The 14,858-nt window shown below is 67.8% G+C and carries 20 protein-coding genes; 8 read left to right on the top strand and 12 right to left on the bottom strand.

Annotation, left to right across the window (positions count from 1 at the left end; all coding sequences use genetic code 11):
* Positions 1-34: 34 nt before the first annotated feature.
* Positions 35-1,012, bottom strand: coding sequence for a cyclase family protein (locus ACIO3S_RS00165; protein ID WP_400458367.1), 978 nt, complete (start codon positions 1,010-1,012; stop codon positions 35-37).
* A 96-nt stretch (positions 1,013-1,108) separates the two neighbouring features.
* Between ACIO3S_RS00165 and ACIO3S_RS00170 the strand changes: the two genes are divergently transcribed.
* Entirely contained in the window at positions 1,109-1,750 is a 642-nt protein-coding gene (locus tag ACIO3S_RS00170) for a class I SAM-dependent methyltransferase (RefSeq protein WP_400458369.1), read from the top strand.
* A gap of 75 nt (positions 1,751-1,825) precedes the next feature.
* Positions 1,826-2,266 (top strand): hypothetical protein, encoded by a 441-nt coding sequence (locus ACIO3S_RS00175; protein ID WP_350717635.1) that lies wholly within the window; start codon positions 1,826-1,828, stop codon positions 2,264-2,266.
* Here the strand turns inward: ACIO3S_RS00175 and ACIO3S_RS00180 are convergent.
* Positions 2,263-2,610 carry a hypothetical protein gene (locus ACIO3S_RS00180; RefSeq protein WP_400458371.1) on the bottom strand — a complete coding sequence of 116 codons (348 nt, stop codon included), beginning with the start codon at positions 2,608-2,610 and terminating at the stop codon, positions 2,263-2,265. The genes ACIO3S_RS00175 and ACIO3S_RS00180 overlap by 4 nt on opposite strands.
* Before the next feature lie 39 nt (positions 2,611-2,649).
* Entirely contained in the window at positions 2,650-3,138 is a 489-nt protein-coding gene (locus ACIO3S_RS00185) for a DUF1992 domain-containing protein (RefSeq protein ID WP_400461037.1), read from the bottom strand.
* A gap of 77 nt (positions 3,139-3,215) precedes the next feature.
* On the opposite strand from ACIO3S_RS00185, the gene ACIO3S_RS00190 reads away from it, so the two are divergent.
* The gene (locus ACIO3S_RS00190) at positions 3,216-3,818 is read left to right on the top strand and encodes a TetR/AcrR family transcriptional regulator (RefSeq protein ID WP_400458373.1); all 603 of its coding nucleotides are present in this window, start codon (positions 3,216-3,218) and stop codon (positions 3,816-3,818) included.
* Between the two features lie 90 nt (positions 3,819-3,908).
* Positions 3,909-4,277, top strand: a complete 369-nt coding sequence (locus ACIO3S_RS00195) for a cupin domain-containing protein (RefSeq protein WP_400458374.1) — start codon at positions 3,909-3,911, stop codon at positions 4,275-4,277.
* A gap of 44 nt (positions 4,278-4,321) precedes the next feature.
* Here ACIO3S_RS00195 and ACIO3S_RS00200 read toward each other — a convergent pair whose 3' ends face one another.
* The 3 genes from ACIO3S_RS00200 to ACIO3S_RS00210 all read right to left on the bottom strand — a co-directional run bounded on the left by ACIO3S_RS00200 (position 4,322) and on the right by ACIO3S_RS00210 (position 6,511).
* On the bottom strand, positions 4,322-4,702 hold the full coding sequence (locus ACIO3S_RS00200; protein ID WP_400458376.1) for a hypothetical protein: 381 nt from the start codon (positions 4,700-4,702) through the stop codon (positions 4,322-4,324).
* A 45-nt stretch (positions 4,703-4,747) separates the two neighbouring features.
* A complete protein-coding gene (locus tag ACIO3S_RS00205) occupies positions 4,748-5,653 on the bottom strand; it encodes an RNA polymerase sigma-70 factor (RefSeq protein WP_400458377.1) in 906 nt (301 codons plus the stop codon).
* A 99-nt stretch (positions 5,654-5,752) separates the two neighbouring features.
* Positions 5,753-6,511 carry an SDR family oxidoreductase gene (locus ACIO3S_RS00210; RefSeq protein WP_350837776.1) on the bottom strand — a complete coding sequence of 253 codons (759 nt, stop codon included), beginning with the start codon at positions 6,509-6,511 and terminating at the stop codon, positions 5,753-5,755.
* Between the two features lie 183 nt (positions 6,512-6,694).
* On the opposite strand from ACIO3S_RS00210, the gene ACIO3S_RS00215 reads away from it, so the two are divergent.
* On the top strand, positions 6,695-7,741 hold the full coding sequence (locus tag ACIO3S_RS00215; RefSeq protein ID WP_400458379.1) for a ferritin-like protein: 1,047 nt from the start codon (positions 6,695-6,697) through the stop codon (positions 7,739-7,741).
* An 18-nt stretch (positions 7,742-7,759) separates the two neighbouring features.
* On the opposite strand, the gene ACIO3S_RS00220 is transcribed toward ACIO3S_RS00215, so the two are convergent.
* A complete protein-coding gene (locus ACIO3S_RS00220) occupies positions 7,760-8,347 on the bottom strand; it encodes a TetR/AcrR family transcriptional regulator (protein WP_400458380.1) in 588 nt (195 codons plus the stop codon).
* Between the two features lie 94 nt (positions 8,348-8,441).
* Between ACIO3S_RS00220 and ACIO3S_RS00225 the strand changes: the two genes are divergently transcribed.
* Positions 8,442-8,942, top strand: coding sequence for an SRPBCC family protein (locus ACIO3S_RS00225; protein ID WP_400458381.1), 501 nt, complete (start codon positions 8,442-8,444; stop codon positions 8,940-8,942).
* Between the two features lie 49 nt (positions 8,943-8,991).
* Here ACIO3S_RS00225 and dnaB read toward each other — a convergent pair whose 3' ends face one another.
* Positions 8,992-10,422, bottom strand: a complete 1,431-nt coding sequence (gene dnaB / locus ACIO3S_RS00230) for a replicative DNA helicase (protein ID WP_160026145.1) — start codon at positions 10,420-10,422, stop codon at positions 8,992-8,994.
* A 471-nt stretch (positions 10,423-10,893) separates the two neighbouring features.
* Between dnaB and ACIO3S_RS00235 the strand changes: the two genes are divergently transcribed.
* Both ACIO3S_RS00235 and ACIO3S_RS00240 read left to right on the top strand, forming a co-directional pair.
* Positions 10,894-12,249, top strand: coding sequence for an MATE family efflux transporter (locus ACIO3S_RS00235; protein ID WP_400458383.1), 1,356 nt, complete (start codon positions 10,894-10,896; stop codon positions 12,247-12,249).
* A gap of 54 nt (positions 12,250-12,303) precedes the next feature.
* Positions 12,304-12,879 (top strand): DinB family protein, encoded by a 576-nt coding sequence (locus tag ACIO3S_RS00240; RefSeq protein WP_400458385.1) that lies wholly within the window; start codon positions 12,304-12,306, stop codon positions 12,877-12,879.
* Positions 12,880-13,025: 146 nt separating this feature from the next.
* Here ACIO3S_RS00240 and rplI read toward each other — a convergent pair whose 3' ends face one another.
* The 4 genes from rplI to rpsF all read right to left on the bottom strand — a co-directional run bounded on the left by rplI (position 13,026) and on the right by rpsF (position 14,792).
* On the bottom strand, positions 13,026-13,478 hold the full coding sequence (gene rplI, locus ACIO3S_RS00245; protein WP_160026142.1) for a 50S ribosomal protein L9: 453 nt from the start codon (positions 13,476-13,478) through the stop codon (positions 13,026-13,028).
* Between the two features lie 11 nt (positions 13,479-13,489).
* Positions 13,490-13,726: a 30S ribosomal protein S18 gene (rpsR, locus tag ACIO3S_RS00250; RefSeq protein ID WP_008355445.1), complete on the bottom strand. Its 237-nt coding sequence runs from the start codon at positions 13,724-13,726 to the stop codon at positions 13,490-13,492.
* A 71-nt stretch (positions 13,727-13,797) separates the two neighbouring features.
* Complete coding sequence (locus ACIO3S_RS00255) at positions 13,798-14,394, bottom strand: single-stranded DNA-binding protein (RefSeq protein ID WP_160026141.1); 597 nt, start codon at positions 14,392-14,394, stop codon at positions 13,798-13,800.
* Between the two features lie 110 nt (positions 14,395-14,504).
* The gene (gene rpsF / locus ACIO3S_RS00260; protein WP_091044123.1) at positions 14,505-14,792 is read right to left on the bottom strand and encodes a 30S ribosomal protein S6; all 288 of its coding nucleotides are present in this window, start codon (positions 14,790-14,792) and stop codon (positions 14,505-14,507) included.
* Between the last annotated feature and the right edge of the window lie 66 nt (positions 14,793-14,858).

Below are 14,858 nucleotides of genomic sequence, written 5' to 3' on the forward strand. Positions count from 1 at the left end.
CACCGTCCAACCTAGCGGGCGATCGAAGCACCGATCAGATGATCGCGACGGCGTTCGCCGGTGAACCGGTGGCGCCGGTGACGTTGAGCGGCTTGACGCTGAGAAAGGCCTCCCACCGCTGCAAAGCGTCCATGCGGCGCGCCAACGGGCCGAGCCGCCACAGCTCCCCGAGCGGCATGCCGAGCTTGGCCAGGAACTCCTGGTGCATCATGCCGCGGTCGTTCGGCGCCGACTGGACGAAGGGCGAACCGGGCACAGGCGGCAGGCACTCGACCGCGAACGTGTCCGCCGCGAGCAGGGCGAGACCGGAGTCCCACGCCCAGTCGAGCACCTCCTCGCTCTGCTCGATGCCCGTGGCACGGCCGAGGGCCTGCTGAGCCAGCTTCTGCTCGGCGGTGAGCTCGAGGAACCACTCGCACCACCCGGTGTGCAGCATGACGATGTCACCGGCACGCAGCTCGATCGCCTGCGCGGTGAGGGCCTGGTCGATGTAGTCGTACGGGATCGGCTGACCGGCCTCGTGATCGAGCATCTCCTCGCGCCGGGCGAGGAGGCCGGCGATGTCCACCAGGACTCCGCGGCTAACGATGGGGCGATCTGCCCAGACCTGGATGCCGATCTCCTCGGTCCCCGGGATGACCAGCTCGTCAGCGGTGCCGGCGTAGAACCCGACGTCGTCGGCCCGCCGGTGACGCAGCCCGTCGACCTGGGTCGAGGACTGCAGGTAGTAACGGTCGAGGTAGTCGGCTCGGTGAGCCGGGTCGTTGCCGTAGATGACGTGCTCGGCTGGCTTCTCGGTCCTCGACATGCCGGGCATGAAGGCGTCGATCGGGTAGTCCAGCCCGTAGGCCTCGCCCAGCTGGACGAGACCGGCCGCGGCCACCACGGCCTCCTCGTCCGCGAAGGACGGCGTCCCGCGCGACGGGTCGTCGAAGAGCTCCCAGGAGGTGCCCCGCAGCGATCCGGGCCGGTCGTGGAGCTCGGCCCTGCTCGGGCGGTCATGCGTGGTCATGGTCGTGTCCGTTCGTCTCTCAGACCGGCTGGATGCCGTGCCCCCACGCGGCTCGCCTCAGTATCTCGCGCTTCGCCTTGCCCTAGGGTCATTTCTGTGCCCGACAACTGGCTGAACGAGACCCGCGAGTCGTACGACACCGATGCCGCCGGCTATGCCGAGAAGGTACGCGGCCTGCTGGACGACCGTCCGTACCTCCGCGCCGGCCTGGCGGTGTTCGCCGAGGCTGTGCGCGAGGGCGGGCCGGTGGCCGATGTCGGCTGTGGCCCGGGGTACGTCACCCGGCATCTGCACGACCTCGGCGTCGACGCGTTCGGGATCGACCTCTCCCCCGAGATGATCGCCATCGCCCGGCAGGACCATCCCGACCTCGGGTTCGAGGTCGGGTCGATGACGGATCTGCCGCTGGCCGACGGATCTCTCGGCGGCGTACTCGCCTTCTGGTCGGTCATCCACATCCCCGACGCGGCGGTGCCCGGAGTGTTCGAGGAGTTCCGGCGGGTGCTGCGGCCCGGCGGTTCGGTGCTGGTCGGGTTCCATGTCGGCGACGAGACTCGGCGTTCGACCACCGGCTACACCGGGCGCGCGATCAACGTCGACACCCATCGCCGTACGCCCGAGCAGATCTCGCAGTGGCTGCGCGAGGCCGGGTTCAGCATCGAGGCCGAGCTCCTCATGCGGCCGGACGACGATGTCCCCGGCGCGATCGTCTTCGCCCAGAAGCCTCTCTCGGACTGATCAGGAACGAAGAAGCGTACGGAGCCTCTGCCTCCTTAGGCTCGTCTCAACGGACCCGATAGGAAGGAAAGACCGATGGCGAAGAGCACCACGTTCACCGAGGAAGAGAAGGCAGCCATGAAGGAGGCCGCGGCCGAGCGCCGTACGGCCGCCAAGCGTGGGACCGGCAGCAAGAAGGCCGAGGCCGACCTCGCCGACTGCCTCGAGAAGATCGAGGCGATGGACGACAACGACCGCGCGATCGGCGAGACGCTCCACCGGATCGTCACCACGCACGCGCCCGACCTCGCCCCGAAGACCTGGTACGGCATGCCCGCCTACGCCAACTCCGACGGCAAGGTCGTGGCGTTCTACAAGTCCGCCGGGAAGTTCAAGATGCGCTACGCCGAGGTCGGCTTCCAGGAATGGGCGAACCTCGACGACGGCGACATCTGGCCGACCGTCTTCGCTGTCACGTCGATGACGCCGGCCGTCGAGGAGAAGCTCACCGAGCTGGTGAAGCGAGCGGTGCGCTAGCCGGCGTGATGCTCGCGGTAGCGCCGGTAGAGCCGCTCCAGGAACCCATCGAGCTCGGCGGCCATCTCCTCGTCCAACGCGGGAAAGGAGAAGGTCGCCTTGCCCGTACGCCGCTTGCGGAACGCCTCCGACGAGCCATCGAGCGCCTCCGGCCAGGTGTCGACGGCGATCGCGTAGAGACTCACCTTCTGCGAGCTCCGCTTGACCGCCGCGAAGTAGTCATGGGCGCCCGAGCCCGGCCAGCGCAACGACGGCATCCCGTAGATCGTCGCGTCCTCGAGCTCGTTGCGGTAACGGGCGAGAAGCGCCCAGATCCGGTCTTCGACGGCATCGAGGTCGGCCATTGAGCGAGCGTACCGAACGCGCGGCGCTCGCCGAGGCGCTCAGCGACGACGGAAGAGCCGAAACCCACGGCGTCGCCGATCATCCGTGCGTGCCGGTTCGCGAGGTCTCCTCTCTCGCGCCGCGCGGCGGGCGGCCCATTCGGCAACCGTGGTGTCGGGGTCGCGTGGCATCGTGATCAGCGGCGGGCCCGCCGGCGGTTCATAGCGGGCGCGGATCACCTGCGCGTTGAAGTCGTCGATCTCGCGGCGTACGGCCTTCTCGTCTTCCAGCTCATCCAGGCGCGCATCCAGTGCGGCATCGTCCTTGCGGAGCTGGATCGACGGTGGCAGCAGCACAACGTGCTCACGCTCGATGAGGCTCCTGATCCACCACTCCGGATCGTGCTGGTCCGGTAGGTCGATCGGCTCACCGCTGCCGGGCAGGTCGTCGAAGTCGCCACGTGCGATCGCCTTACGGACCTGGAAGTCGGCGAGGAGGGCGACGGCGACCGCGTCGTCGATCGCGAAGGCGTACGGGTCGTAGGGCATCACCGTTGGTCACCTCCCTCTGCGGATATAAGTCACGTGTATTATGTCACGCGTATTGAAACGAGAAGGGACCGAGGATGCCGAAGCAGGTCGACCACCGCGAGCGACGAGAGGCGATCGCGCACGCGCTGTGGCGGGTGGTCGAGCAACAGGGCTGGCCGCGAGCGACCATGCGCGAGGTCGCCCGGGAAGCGGATGTCTCCCTCGGGCAACTGCAGCACTACTTCTCGTCCCGGGCCGCGATGCTGACCTTCGCGATGGAGTTCGCCGCCGAACAGACCTCGAACCGGGTCGCGCGCGCCCTGACCGGGGTCGCGCAGCCTCCACATCCCCGCGACGTACTCCGGGTGGTGCTCACCGAGATGCTCCCGCTGCACCCCGATGCGCGCGCCACCAGCCGGATGAACGCGGCGTACGTCCTCGAGGCGCTGCACGACCCCGAGCTGCGCGAGGTGGCCGGTGTCGGCCTGCGCCAGGGTCGCGACATGGTCGAGCGTCTCATCCGAGAGGCGATGGCCGATGGGCACATCTCCGCCGACCGCGACCTTGCGATCGAGACGGACCTCATCCTCTCGCTGACCGGATTCACGCCGCTGCTGGAGCTCGGCGTGATCGAGCCCCAGGCCGCGCTCGCGGCCATCGACCAGCACCTGGACCGGCTCTTCTCACCTGCATCGTGACCGTCGGCCCAGACGTCCCGCGAACTCGGGAGTCACAGATCTCACCGCTGTCCGGTCTACCGAGTGCACCGTTCATCGAGGAGGACTCCCATGTCATTGACCGTGCTTCAGGAAGCCAAACCGCCCTTCATCCCGGAGGGGGCGCACGCGATGACGATCGTCATCGAGTACCCGCCGGGCGACCCCGGCACCCCGCCGCACCGCCACTCCGGGCCGGCCTTCGGCTACGTGCTGGAGGGCGAGATGGTGTTCGAGCTCGAGGGCGAGCCGCCGCGTGTCGTCCGTGCCGGCGAGACCTTCTGGGAGCCGGGCGGGGACGTCATCCACTACCAGGACGGCAACAACCGCGACGACATCCCGGTGCGGTTCACCGTCACGATGCTCTGCGAGCCGGGCAAGCCGATGCTCGAGTTCGTGTCCGAGCAGGAGCTCCAGGCGAAGGGCTGGTCGCGGAGCTGAACTGAGCTGACCGGGACCGCACGGCACACGTCGTGCGGGCCCGGTCAACTGCGGTGCCAGTCGCCCAGCTTGGCGGGGTTGAGCACGATCCACAGCGTCGCGATCTCGTACCCGGCCGTCTCCGCGCCGATGACCGCGACAGCGCGAGAGCCGTGGCGCAGGACCAGGCCGGCGCGGCCGTTGATCGACTCGACTGCCAGGTCGACACCGGTCTGCCCGCACAGCGTCGCGACCAGGCGGGCGACCTCTGCCTGACCGTGCAGAGGCTCGTCAGGGGCGGGTACGAGTCCGCCGGCGTCGCAGGTGCCGACGACCTCGACGCCCAGGACGGCGGTCAGCGCGGTGACGTCTCCCCTGCCACAGGCTTCGGCGAACCTGCGGACGACCAGGTCGTGTCGATCGAGCGGACCCCAGGATGTGCGCACATCGTGCCCCGTTCTTTCGCGGTCGCCTGGTGTGTCCTCGGCGACTCAGCCTGCGGCGGACACGCCCTTGTTCTTCTCGGGGTTGACCAGCCAGAACACCTGATCGATGCCGTCGGCGGTGGCGTCGATGGTGACCAGGCCGTACGCGGAGCCGTCGCGGACGAGTACGGCGGACGTCTGTCCGTTCGTGGTCGTCCAGCGCACCTCGACGCCCTCCCAGAACCAGGTGGAGATCGCCTTGAGGAACTTCGCGACCCGCTCGGCGCCGACGAGCGGCGTACGGGCGACACCCGTCCGGCCGTTGCCGTCGGACAGGCTGGTCACGTCCGGCGTGAAGAGTCGCTCCAACGCGGCCAGATCGCCGGCGCGGGCAGCGGTGAGGAACGTGGTCAGCAGCTCCCGCTGCTCTTCCGCGGCCACCGGCGCCCGCCGCTCGCCGGCGATGTGCTTGCGTGCCCGGCTGACCAGCTGACGTACGGCCGGTTCGGTCGAGGACAGGATGTCCGCGATCTGCGCGTAGGAGTATTCGAAGGCTTCTCGCAGGACGTAGGCGGCCCGTTCGCTCGGGGTGAGCCTCTCCATCAGCAGCAGAGACGCGAACTGCAGAGCCTCGGCCCGCTCCGCACCCAGGTACGGGTCCGCCCCGGTGTCAACCGGTTCGGGCAGCCACGGCCCGATGTAGGTCTCACGCCGTTTCCGCGCCGACTGCAGGACGTTGATGGCCAGCCGGGTGGTGGTGGTCGCCAAGAACGCCTCCGGGTTGGCCACCGTGGACCGGTCGTACGCCTGCCAGCGCAGCCACACGTCCTGCACCAGGTCCTCGGCCTCGGTGACGCTGCTGAGCATGCGATACGCAATCCCGAACAGGCGCGGTCGCACCCGGGTGAAGACAGCGGTCGCCGCCTCGAGATCCTCAGCGTCACCGAGATCACGCACCTCGGAATCCGTCATCCCACCGCCCCCACCGTCGCGTCTCGGTCGCCGTCCGGCACCAGCCAAACTCTAGAGGCTCTCAGAGGGCCGCCGCGCGACGATCGTGATCGGTCGTGGTCACTTCGCCGGCGGCGGGTTCAGCGGCAGCCAGTCGGCGAACCGGGTGGCCGCCAACTGCGCGTCGGGGCCTGGCAGGAGCATGTCCTTGTCCAGCAGGGCACCGAAGTAGCGCGCCTCCGGGTCGGTGACGACCTCGCGGGCGTCACCGCGGTAGCTCAACCCGGTGCGGATCAGCTCGTCGAGACCGAACTGCTCGGGCCCGGCCACCTCGAGCGTGCCGTTCAGCGGCGTACCCACGGAGACTCGGCCGACCGCGGCGGCCACATCCTCGCCCGCGATGGGCTGGATCCGCGCGTCGGACAGACGGACCGTGTTTCCCTCGGTAGCCGCTTGGGCGATGCTGCCCACGAACTCGAAGAACTGCGTGGCGTGCACGATCGAGTACGGCCGGCCGGACTCCTTGATCAGCCTCTCCTGCTCGATCTTCGCGCGGAAGTAGCCGCTCTCGGCGAGACGCTCGGTGCCGACCACCGACAAGGCCACGTGGTGTCCGACCCCAGCCTTCTCCTCGGCGGCGAGGAGGTTCCCGGTGGACGTACGGAAGAAGTCCAGCACGGCATCGTCGGCGAACGAGGGCGAGTTCGAGACGTCCACCAGGACGTCAGCGCCCTCCAGCACCTCGGCCAGCCCTTCGCCGGTCAGGGTGTTCACGCCCGAGTTGGGTGACGCGGGCACCGCTTCATGGCCGTGCTCGGCCAGCTTCCGGACGAGCTTCGAGCCGATCAGGCCAGTTCCGCCGATCACGACGATCTTCATGGTGTTCCTTCCATCTCGCGTTCCGGCCGATCCGGAACGGCGCTCATCAATGAGGACCGGACAGGACGTCGATCTGTGACAGAAGGTCCGCGGATGCGATTCCCGCTTTCGGACCCGCCGTCACAAACCGAGGGCTGGTCCGGTCGTGATGGGAGATACCGACCTGACGAACCGAGGTACCCCATGGACTCCCCTGGCGCCCACGCCATCGACACGATCGACGATCTCCGCCGCCACCTGCAGTGGGCGATCGAGCTCGAGCACGCGACGATTCCTCCCTACCTGTGCGCGCTCTACTCCCTGGACCCGGCCCGCAACCCCGAGGCCGCCCAGGTCGTGGGCACGGTCCTCGCGGAGGAGATGATCCATCTGGCGCTGGCCGCGAACCTGCTCAACGCCGTCGGCGGCTCTCCCGTGCTGGACGCGCCGGAGCTGCTCCCGGCGTACCCCCATCCGCTGCCCCACGGCGACCGGTCCGTCCACGTCCATCTCGTCCCGTTCGGCCCCGAGGCGCTCGAGCTGTTCCTGCGCATCGAACAGCCGGCGTCCGTCGACGCACCGCCGCAGGGTGACGAGTATCAGACGATCGGGCAGTTCTACGCCGCGATCGAGGCCGGCCTGCGCACCCTGTGCGACCAGCTCGGCGAGGAGAACGTGTTCAGTGGCGACCCGGCCCGGCAGATCGGCGAGTTCCACCTCCGGGGCGGAGGTGGCGAGGTGCTGCCGGTCGTCGACCTGAAGTCCGCTTCGGCCGCGCTGGCCGAGATCGTCGAGCAGGGCGAGGGCGCCGCGCGTACGAACGTGTGGGACGGCGATCGCGACGTCTTCCACCCGGACAGGGACGAGGTCGCGCACTACTACAGGTTCCAGGAGCTCCGCCTGGGCCGCCGCTACCAGACCGGGGACACACCGCAGTCCGGCCCGACCGGCAAGGAGATCGCGATCGACTTCGACGGTGTGCTGCCGATGCGGCCCAACCCGCGTACCGCGGACTATCCGGAGGGCAGCCCCATCCGCGTCGCCCAAGAGGAGTTCAACCAGACCTACAGCCTGGTTCTGTACCTGCTCGAGCAGGCCTTCAACGGCGATCCCAGCCAGATGCAGGACGCTGTCGGAGCCATGTTCGGGCTCCGCAAGCAGGCGATGGCGCTGATGAAGATGCCTACCGGCGACGGGAAGACGACAGCCGGTCCGACCTTCGAGTACGTGCCGCTCGAGCAACGGAGCTGAAGCTCTGGCGTGTCCGTCTCACCCGATCACTTGCAGGACCAGGTCTCGGGCGCGCTCCAGCTCGGCGTCGTCTCCGAAGAGCTGGCAGTTGTTGTTGCCCGCATTGAGGAAGGCGTCGATCCGGAAGGCATCGCCACTCGGGTCGTCGGAGTGCGCGGCCGTCAGTTCGGCGGCCAGGAAGTCGAGCCATTGGCGCTTCAGCTCGCGCACCGCCTCGGCGACCACGCCCTCACGGTGACCGTATTCGACGGTGGTCGCGGCGATGAAGCACCCGCCCGGGAAGGTGTTGGCCATCAGGTAGGCCACCCAGGCGTCGACCAGTGCTCGCAGGCGGTCCTTGCCCGGCTCGCTCGGCAGTGCCGGCGCGATGACCGTTTCGCGATAGACCCGCGACGCCTCACGCACCGCCGCGACCTGGATCGACTCCCGGTTGTCGAAGACGGTGAGGATGCCGCTCTTGCTCACCCCGACCTGTGCGGCCAGTGACCCGACGGTGATCGAGTCCAACCCGTGGGTGGTCGCGATATCTGCCGCCTTGCGGGCCACCTTGCGCCGGGTCGCGTCACCTCTGGCACGTCGTCCGTCCTCGGAGCCCTCAGAAGTCACGTGAGACATTCTATACGTCCGACTGGACGTAAATCTCTCTGCGTCGCTAGAGTCGGGAAGCACGACCGATCGGTCGCACAACTAGGAGGTTGCCGTGCCCGAGGACTACGAACCGCTGCTCCAGGACTCCGTCGAGATCGCCGCCGCGCCCGCCCAGGTCTGGGAACTCGTTCAGGACGTACGCAGCATCCCGCAGTGGAGTCCGCAGGTGGACTCCACGCGACTCCGAGACGGGTACGAGCGGGTCGAGCTCGGCGCGCAGTTCACCAATCGGAACAGTCACGGCGATCTGGAGTGGACCACTCACGGGGAGATCGTTCGCTTCGAGGCCGAACAGGAGCTGGCCTTTCGGATCCAGGAGAACTGGGTCGTCTGGTCTTTCCGCCTCGAGCCGACGAGCCACGGCGGTACGCGACTCACTCAGCGGCGCGAAACACCCGACGGCATCTCCGACATGTCGCTGAAGCTCACCGATGGCTTCTTGGGAGGGCAAGCGACGTTCACCGAGGTCCAGCGCGCGGGAATGCGGCAGACGCTGGAGGGGATCAAGGCTGCGGCGGAAGGTCAATCCCCGAGCGACGCGGCCGGATCCTGACCATCGGCGGAGGTCAGTCTCCGCTGCGTCTCAGCGACGTGTCCCGCGCTCAGTGGGCCATGTCGACGAAGCGGCTGTAGTGGCCCTGGAAGGCGACGACGAGGTCGCGGGTGGGGCCGTTGCGGTGCTTGGCGATGATCACGTCGGCCTCGCCGGGGCGGGTCGACTCCTTCTCGTAGACGTCGTCGCGGTGCAGGAGGACGACCATGTCGGCGTCCTGCTCCAGCGAGCCTGACTCACGGAGGTCGGAGACGGCCGGGCGCTTGTCGGCGCGCTGCTCGGAACCACGGTTGAGCTGGGACAGCGCGATGATCGGGACCTCGAGCTCCTTGGCCAGCAGCTTGATCTGACGGGAGAACTCGGAGACCTCGAGCTGACGGGACTCGACCTTCTTGCCGGAGCTCATCAGCTGCAGGTAGTCGATGACGATGAGCCGGAGATCGTGGCGCTGCTTGAGCCTTCGGGCCTTGGAGCGGATCTCCATCATCGTCATGTTGGGGCTGTCGTCGATGAACATCGGCGCGCTGGAGACCTCGCCCATCTTGCGGGCCAGCTTGTTCCAGTCGTCGTCGGACATGTTGCCGTTGCGGATGTGGTTGAGCGGCACCTTGGCCTCGGCGCTCAGGAGACGCATGGTGATCTCGGAGCGGCTCATCTCCAGGCTGAAGAAGACGCTGGTCAGGTTGTTATGGATCGAGGCCGCACGACAGAAGTCGAGCGCCAGGGTCGACTTACCCATCGCGGGTCGGGCCGCGACGATGATCATCTGGCCGGAGTGGAAGCCGTTGGTGAGCTCGTCGAAGTCGGCGAAGCCGGTGGGGACGCCGTAGAGGCCGGCCTCGCGGTTGGAGATCGCCTCGATCTCGTCGAGGACGCCATCCATGATGTCGGCGAGCGGGGAGTAGTCCTCACCGGAGCGCTTGTCGGTGAGTTTGAAGACCTCGGCCTGGGCCTCGTCGACGATGTTGTCGACCTCGCCCTCGCCGGCGTAGCCGATCTGCACGATCTTGGTGCCGGCCTCGACCAGGCGGCGCAGGACCGACTTCTCGCGGACGATCTCGCCGTAGTAACCGGCGTTGGCGGCGATCGGAACGTTGGAGGCGAGCGTGTGCAGGTAAGGAGCGCCACCGATGCGCTCCAGCTCACCCTTGCGGCGCAGCTCGTCGGCGACGGTGACCATGTCGGCGGGCTCACCACGACCGTAGAGATCGATGATCGCGTCGTAGATGGTCTCGTGCGTCGGGCGGTAGAAGTCGGTGCCGCGCAGCGTCTCGGAGACGTCGGCGATGGCATCCTTCGAGATCAGCATCGAACCGAGGACAGCCTGCTCGGCAGCCATGTCCTGCGGTGGCGTGCGGTCGTTGACCGCGCGCGGGGCGTTGCCCGGTTCGTACGCCGCGGGGCCGTCGCCCCACTCCTCGAACGGCGGCTCCGGGAAGTCGCCCGGACCGCCCATCGAGCCGGTCTCAGTGACGCTCATTCCCTTGCCCCTCCGTGGTCTGCGGATCGTCGCGGCGTGATCTCGGTCGATTCGGTTCCACGCTACGGGTGGGCACCGACAGTTCTGCTCGCGCAGTCCTGGGCCGACCCTCGACGACACCCTCAAGTCTCCGTGACCCTACGTCGCATCCCACATCGGCGACAGCAGGTTATCCACAGGCCCTGGGGATAACCGGGGGATAGCGGTGGACGACACCCTGGTCAATGTGAACAGCCTGGGGAACTGCCTGTGCATAACTAGGGTCATCCGATTGGTAAAGCTACTCTGACCTGGGATTTTGTTGTCCATAGGCTGTGGACGAAAGAAAGTCGGCAGCCCATCGGGGTTCATCGCCGAGATCGTCGTGCACCCTTGGGCGTTTTGTCGACATAGCGCCGCAACGACGTTTTCCACAGGTTTTCCACCTGCCCTGAACAACGCCTCGCGCCGACGGTGTTTAACCTTGAGACCGTGACGAGCCGGGCGGATGCGAAGAGCTACTCGAAGACCGACCGCCGAGGCCTCGACAAGGAGATCTGGCGGCTCGCGATCCCCGCCTTTCTGGCCCTCGTCGCCGAGCCGCTCTTCCTGCTGGCGGACTCCGCGATCGTCGGTCATCTCGGCACGCGCGAGCTCGCCGGCCTCGGTGTCGCGGGCGTCGTGCTCCAGACGATCGTCGGGCTCTGCGTCTTCCTCGCGTACGGCACCACAGCATCGGTCGCCCGCCGCATCGGCGCCGGCGACACCGCCGGCGCGCTTCGACAGGGCATCGACGGGATCTGGCTCGCGGTGATCATCGGGGTCGTCGTCACGATCCCGGTGATGGTTCTGGCCGAGCCACTCAGCCGGGCGGTCGGCGCAGGTGACGAGGTGGTCGGCCCCGCGACCACCTACCTCCGGATCGCCGTCCTCGGGGTGACACCGCTGCTGATGATGCTCGCGGCCACCGGTGTGCTCCGTGGGCTGCAGGACACCAAGACCCCGCTGGTCGCGGCGGTCGTGGCCAACGTACTCAACATCGTGCTCAACCTCGCCCTCGTCTACGGCGCCGGGCTCGGCATCGCCGGCTCGGCGATCGGCTCGGTGATCGCACAGGTGCTGGCGGCCGGGATGCTGACGTACGTCGTGGTGCGTGCCGCCCGCGGCCAAGGCGTACCGCTGCACCCGGATGCGCCCGGGATCCGGGCCTCCGCGCGGGCCGGCGTGGCCCTCGTGGTTCGCACGTTGACGCTGCGCATGGCTCTGCTGGTCACGACGTACGCCGTCACCCATCTCGCCGTCGGCGACCAGGCCGTCGCCCTGGCGACCCACCAGATCGCCTTCACTCTGTGGACGTTCCTGGCGTTCGTGCTCGATGCGATCGCGATCGCCGCCCAGGCGCTGACCGGGCGGTCGCTCGGGGCCGGCGACACCCGGGAGACCCGGGCCATCACGGCCCGGATGGTGTGGTGGGGCGTCGTGATCGGCGTCGTGGCCGGCGTACTCCTGGCTGCTCTCTCTCCGTTCCTCGGCGCACTCTTCACCGAGGACCAGGCGGTGCGCGATCTGTTGGTGCCGGTGGTGATCGTGGCGGCGATCGCGCAGCCGATCGCGGGCGTCGTCTTCGTGCTCGACGGGGTGCTCATCGGCGCCGGCGACGGGCGCTATCTGGCCTGGGGTGGAGTCTGGACCCTCGTCGCCTATGTCCCGCTCGTCGCGGCAGCCGTCGCCCTTGGCGGTGGGCTGGTGTGGGTGTGGATCACCTTCGCGGTCGGTTTCATGGGCGCCCGCTTCGTGGTGCTGACGCTCCGTGCCCGCAGCGACCGCTGGCTGGTCACCGGCGTCTGAGCCTCACCCGCATACTCGGTTGCGCCGAACCCGGCTTGGCGTCAAGGTCAGGACATGCCCGCCGATCCGAAGAGCACCCTGAAGACGTACATCGATACCCGCCGCGAGGCGCTGATCTCCAAGGTCGAGGGCCTCTCGGAGCGGGAGGCGCGGCTGCCGCGTACGCCGACCGGCACCAACCTTCTCGGCATCATCAAGCACGTCACCGGGGTCGAGGCCGTCTATCTCGGGTCGACGTTCGGGCGTCCCTTCCCGCATCCCGAGGAGCTGATCTCGGAAGAGCAGTGGGACATCGACCCGCAGGCGGACTGGTACGCCACCGAGGACGAGACGATCGAGGGCATCATCGACCTCTACCGCCGGGTCATCGCCCACGGTGACGAGACGATCGAGGCGCTCTCGCTGGACGCCGTCGGGCACGTGCCGCACTGGGGCAACGAGGAGGTCACCCTGCACCAGATGCTGGTGCACCTCTTCGCCGACCTCGCCGGTCACGGCGGACAGGCCGACATCCTTCGTGAAGAGGCCGACGGTGCCGTCGGCTGGCGCCGGGCTGGCGACAACATCCCGTCGGAGTACGACTGGCCGGCGTACGTCGCGAAGCTGACCGACATCGCCAACAAGTTCTGACCCGAGGCGTCACTCGCGTCGGCCGAGATGTCACTCAGGTGCCCGGTCGAACGACCTGAGTGACGTCTCGGCCGACGTACCTGACTTCTCGGCGAAAACGAACAGGCCCGCCTCCCGGAGGAGGCGGGCCTGGGTGAATCCCTAGATCAAGCGGGGACCACGTTGAGGGCCAGCTTGGCGGACACCTCGTCGTGGAGCTTGACGGAGACCTCGTGAGCACCGAGCGCCTTGATCGGATTGCCCAGCGCGATGGTGCGCTTGTCGATCGACTCGCCGGTGGTCTCGGAGACCGCGGAGGCGATGTCGGCGGCGGTGACGGCGCCGTAGAGGCGGCCGTCCTTGCCGGCGCGGACCTTCACGTTGACCGTGTTGGCCTCGAGCTTGCCCTTGATCTCGGCGGCGTGAGCCTCGTCGCGCACGGAGCGAGCCGAGCGCGCAGCCTTGATCGAGTCAGCCTGCGACTCGGCGCCGCGGCTCCAACGGATGGCGTCGCCACGCGGGATCAGGTAGTTGCGGGCGTAGCCGTCCTTGACCTCGACGACGTCACCGGCGGAACCCAGCCCGGTGACCTCCTGCTGAAGGATGATCTTGGTAGCCATGTCGATCCTCCTCAGCGACCGGTGGAGGTGTAGGGCAGCAGAGCAACCTCGCGCGCGTTCTTGACGGCGATGGCCACGTCGCGCTGGTGCTGGACGCAGTTGCCGGTCACGCGACGGGCACGGATCTTGCCGCGGTCGGAGATGAACTTACGGAGGAGGGTGGCGTCCTTGTAGTCGACACCGGTCGCCTTCTCCTTGCAGAACTGGCAAACCTTCTTCTTAGGCTTGCGAATCACTGCCTTGGCCATTGTGGTGCTTCCTTTCTAGAAGCCCGGCAAGCGCCGGAATGGTTGAGGGATTCGGAATGTGGATCTGTTGATCAGAAGGGAGGCTCGTCGTTGCCCACGCCCGGGGTCGCCCACGGGTCGTTGGCCGGTGCGCCGCCGCCCGCGTTGGCGGGCTGCTGCGGAGCCGGCGAGGCCCACGGGTCGTTGCCACCGGCCGGAGCCTGCTGGCCACCGCCCTGGGGGCCGCCGTAGCCACCACCCTGGTTGTAGCCACCGCCGCCGCCCTGGTTGTAACCGCCGCCGCCACCCTGGCCGCCGGACTGGCGGCTGGCCTTGGTGACCTTGGCGGTCGCGTAGCGGAGCGAGGGACCGATCTCGTCGCACTCGAGCTCGAAGACAGTGCGCTTCTCGCCCTCACGCGTCTCGTAGGACCTCGACTTCAGGCGACCCTGAGCGACGACACGCATGCCGCGCTGCAGGGACTCGGCGACGTTCTCAGCAGCCTGGCGCCAGATCGAGCAGCGCAGGAAGAGGGTCTCCCCGTCCTCCCACGCGTTGGTCTGACGGTTGAAGCTGCTGGGCGTCGAAGCAATCGTGAAGTTGGCAACGGCTGCACCGGACGGCGTGAAGCGAAGCTCCGGGTCGTCGGTGAGGTTGCCGATCACGGTGATGACGGTGTCGCCTGCCATGAGATCTCCCTTGAGTCTGATCTGGGTGTCGGTGTCGGTTCAGGAGCTATTTCCCGTATGGGCCCAAACATAGGACCCCGCACCGACAATTACCGACGGTGACATCCGCGTCACTTGGACGGACGGATGACCTTCGTACGCAGGATCTGCTCGTTGAGGCCAAGCTGGCGGTCGAGCTCCAGAACGGTCTTGGGCTCGGCGGTCAGGTTGACGACGGCATAGATGCCCTCGGCGTTCTTGTTGACCTCATAGGCCAGACGACGGCGTCCCCAGACGTCAACGTTCTCGACGGTGCCACCATCAGTGGTGACGACCTTCAGGAACTTGTCAAGGGTCGGGGCGACGGTGCGCTCATCGAGGCTGGGCTCGAGGATCACCATTACTTCATAGGCGCGCATAGCGTTCTCCACCTCCTACGGACTCGGCGGCCATGGTCTCTCCATGGCAGGAGGGCTGATGCGATG

It is taken from the genome of Nocardioides sp. NPDC087217 (assembly GCF_044744805.1).
Classification (GTDB): Bacteria; Actinomycetota; Actinomycetes; order Propionibacteriales; family Nocardioidaceae; genus Nocardioides.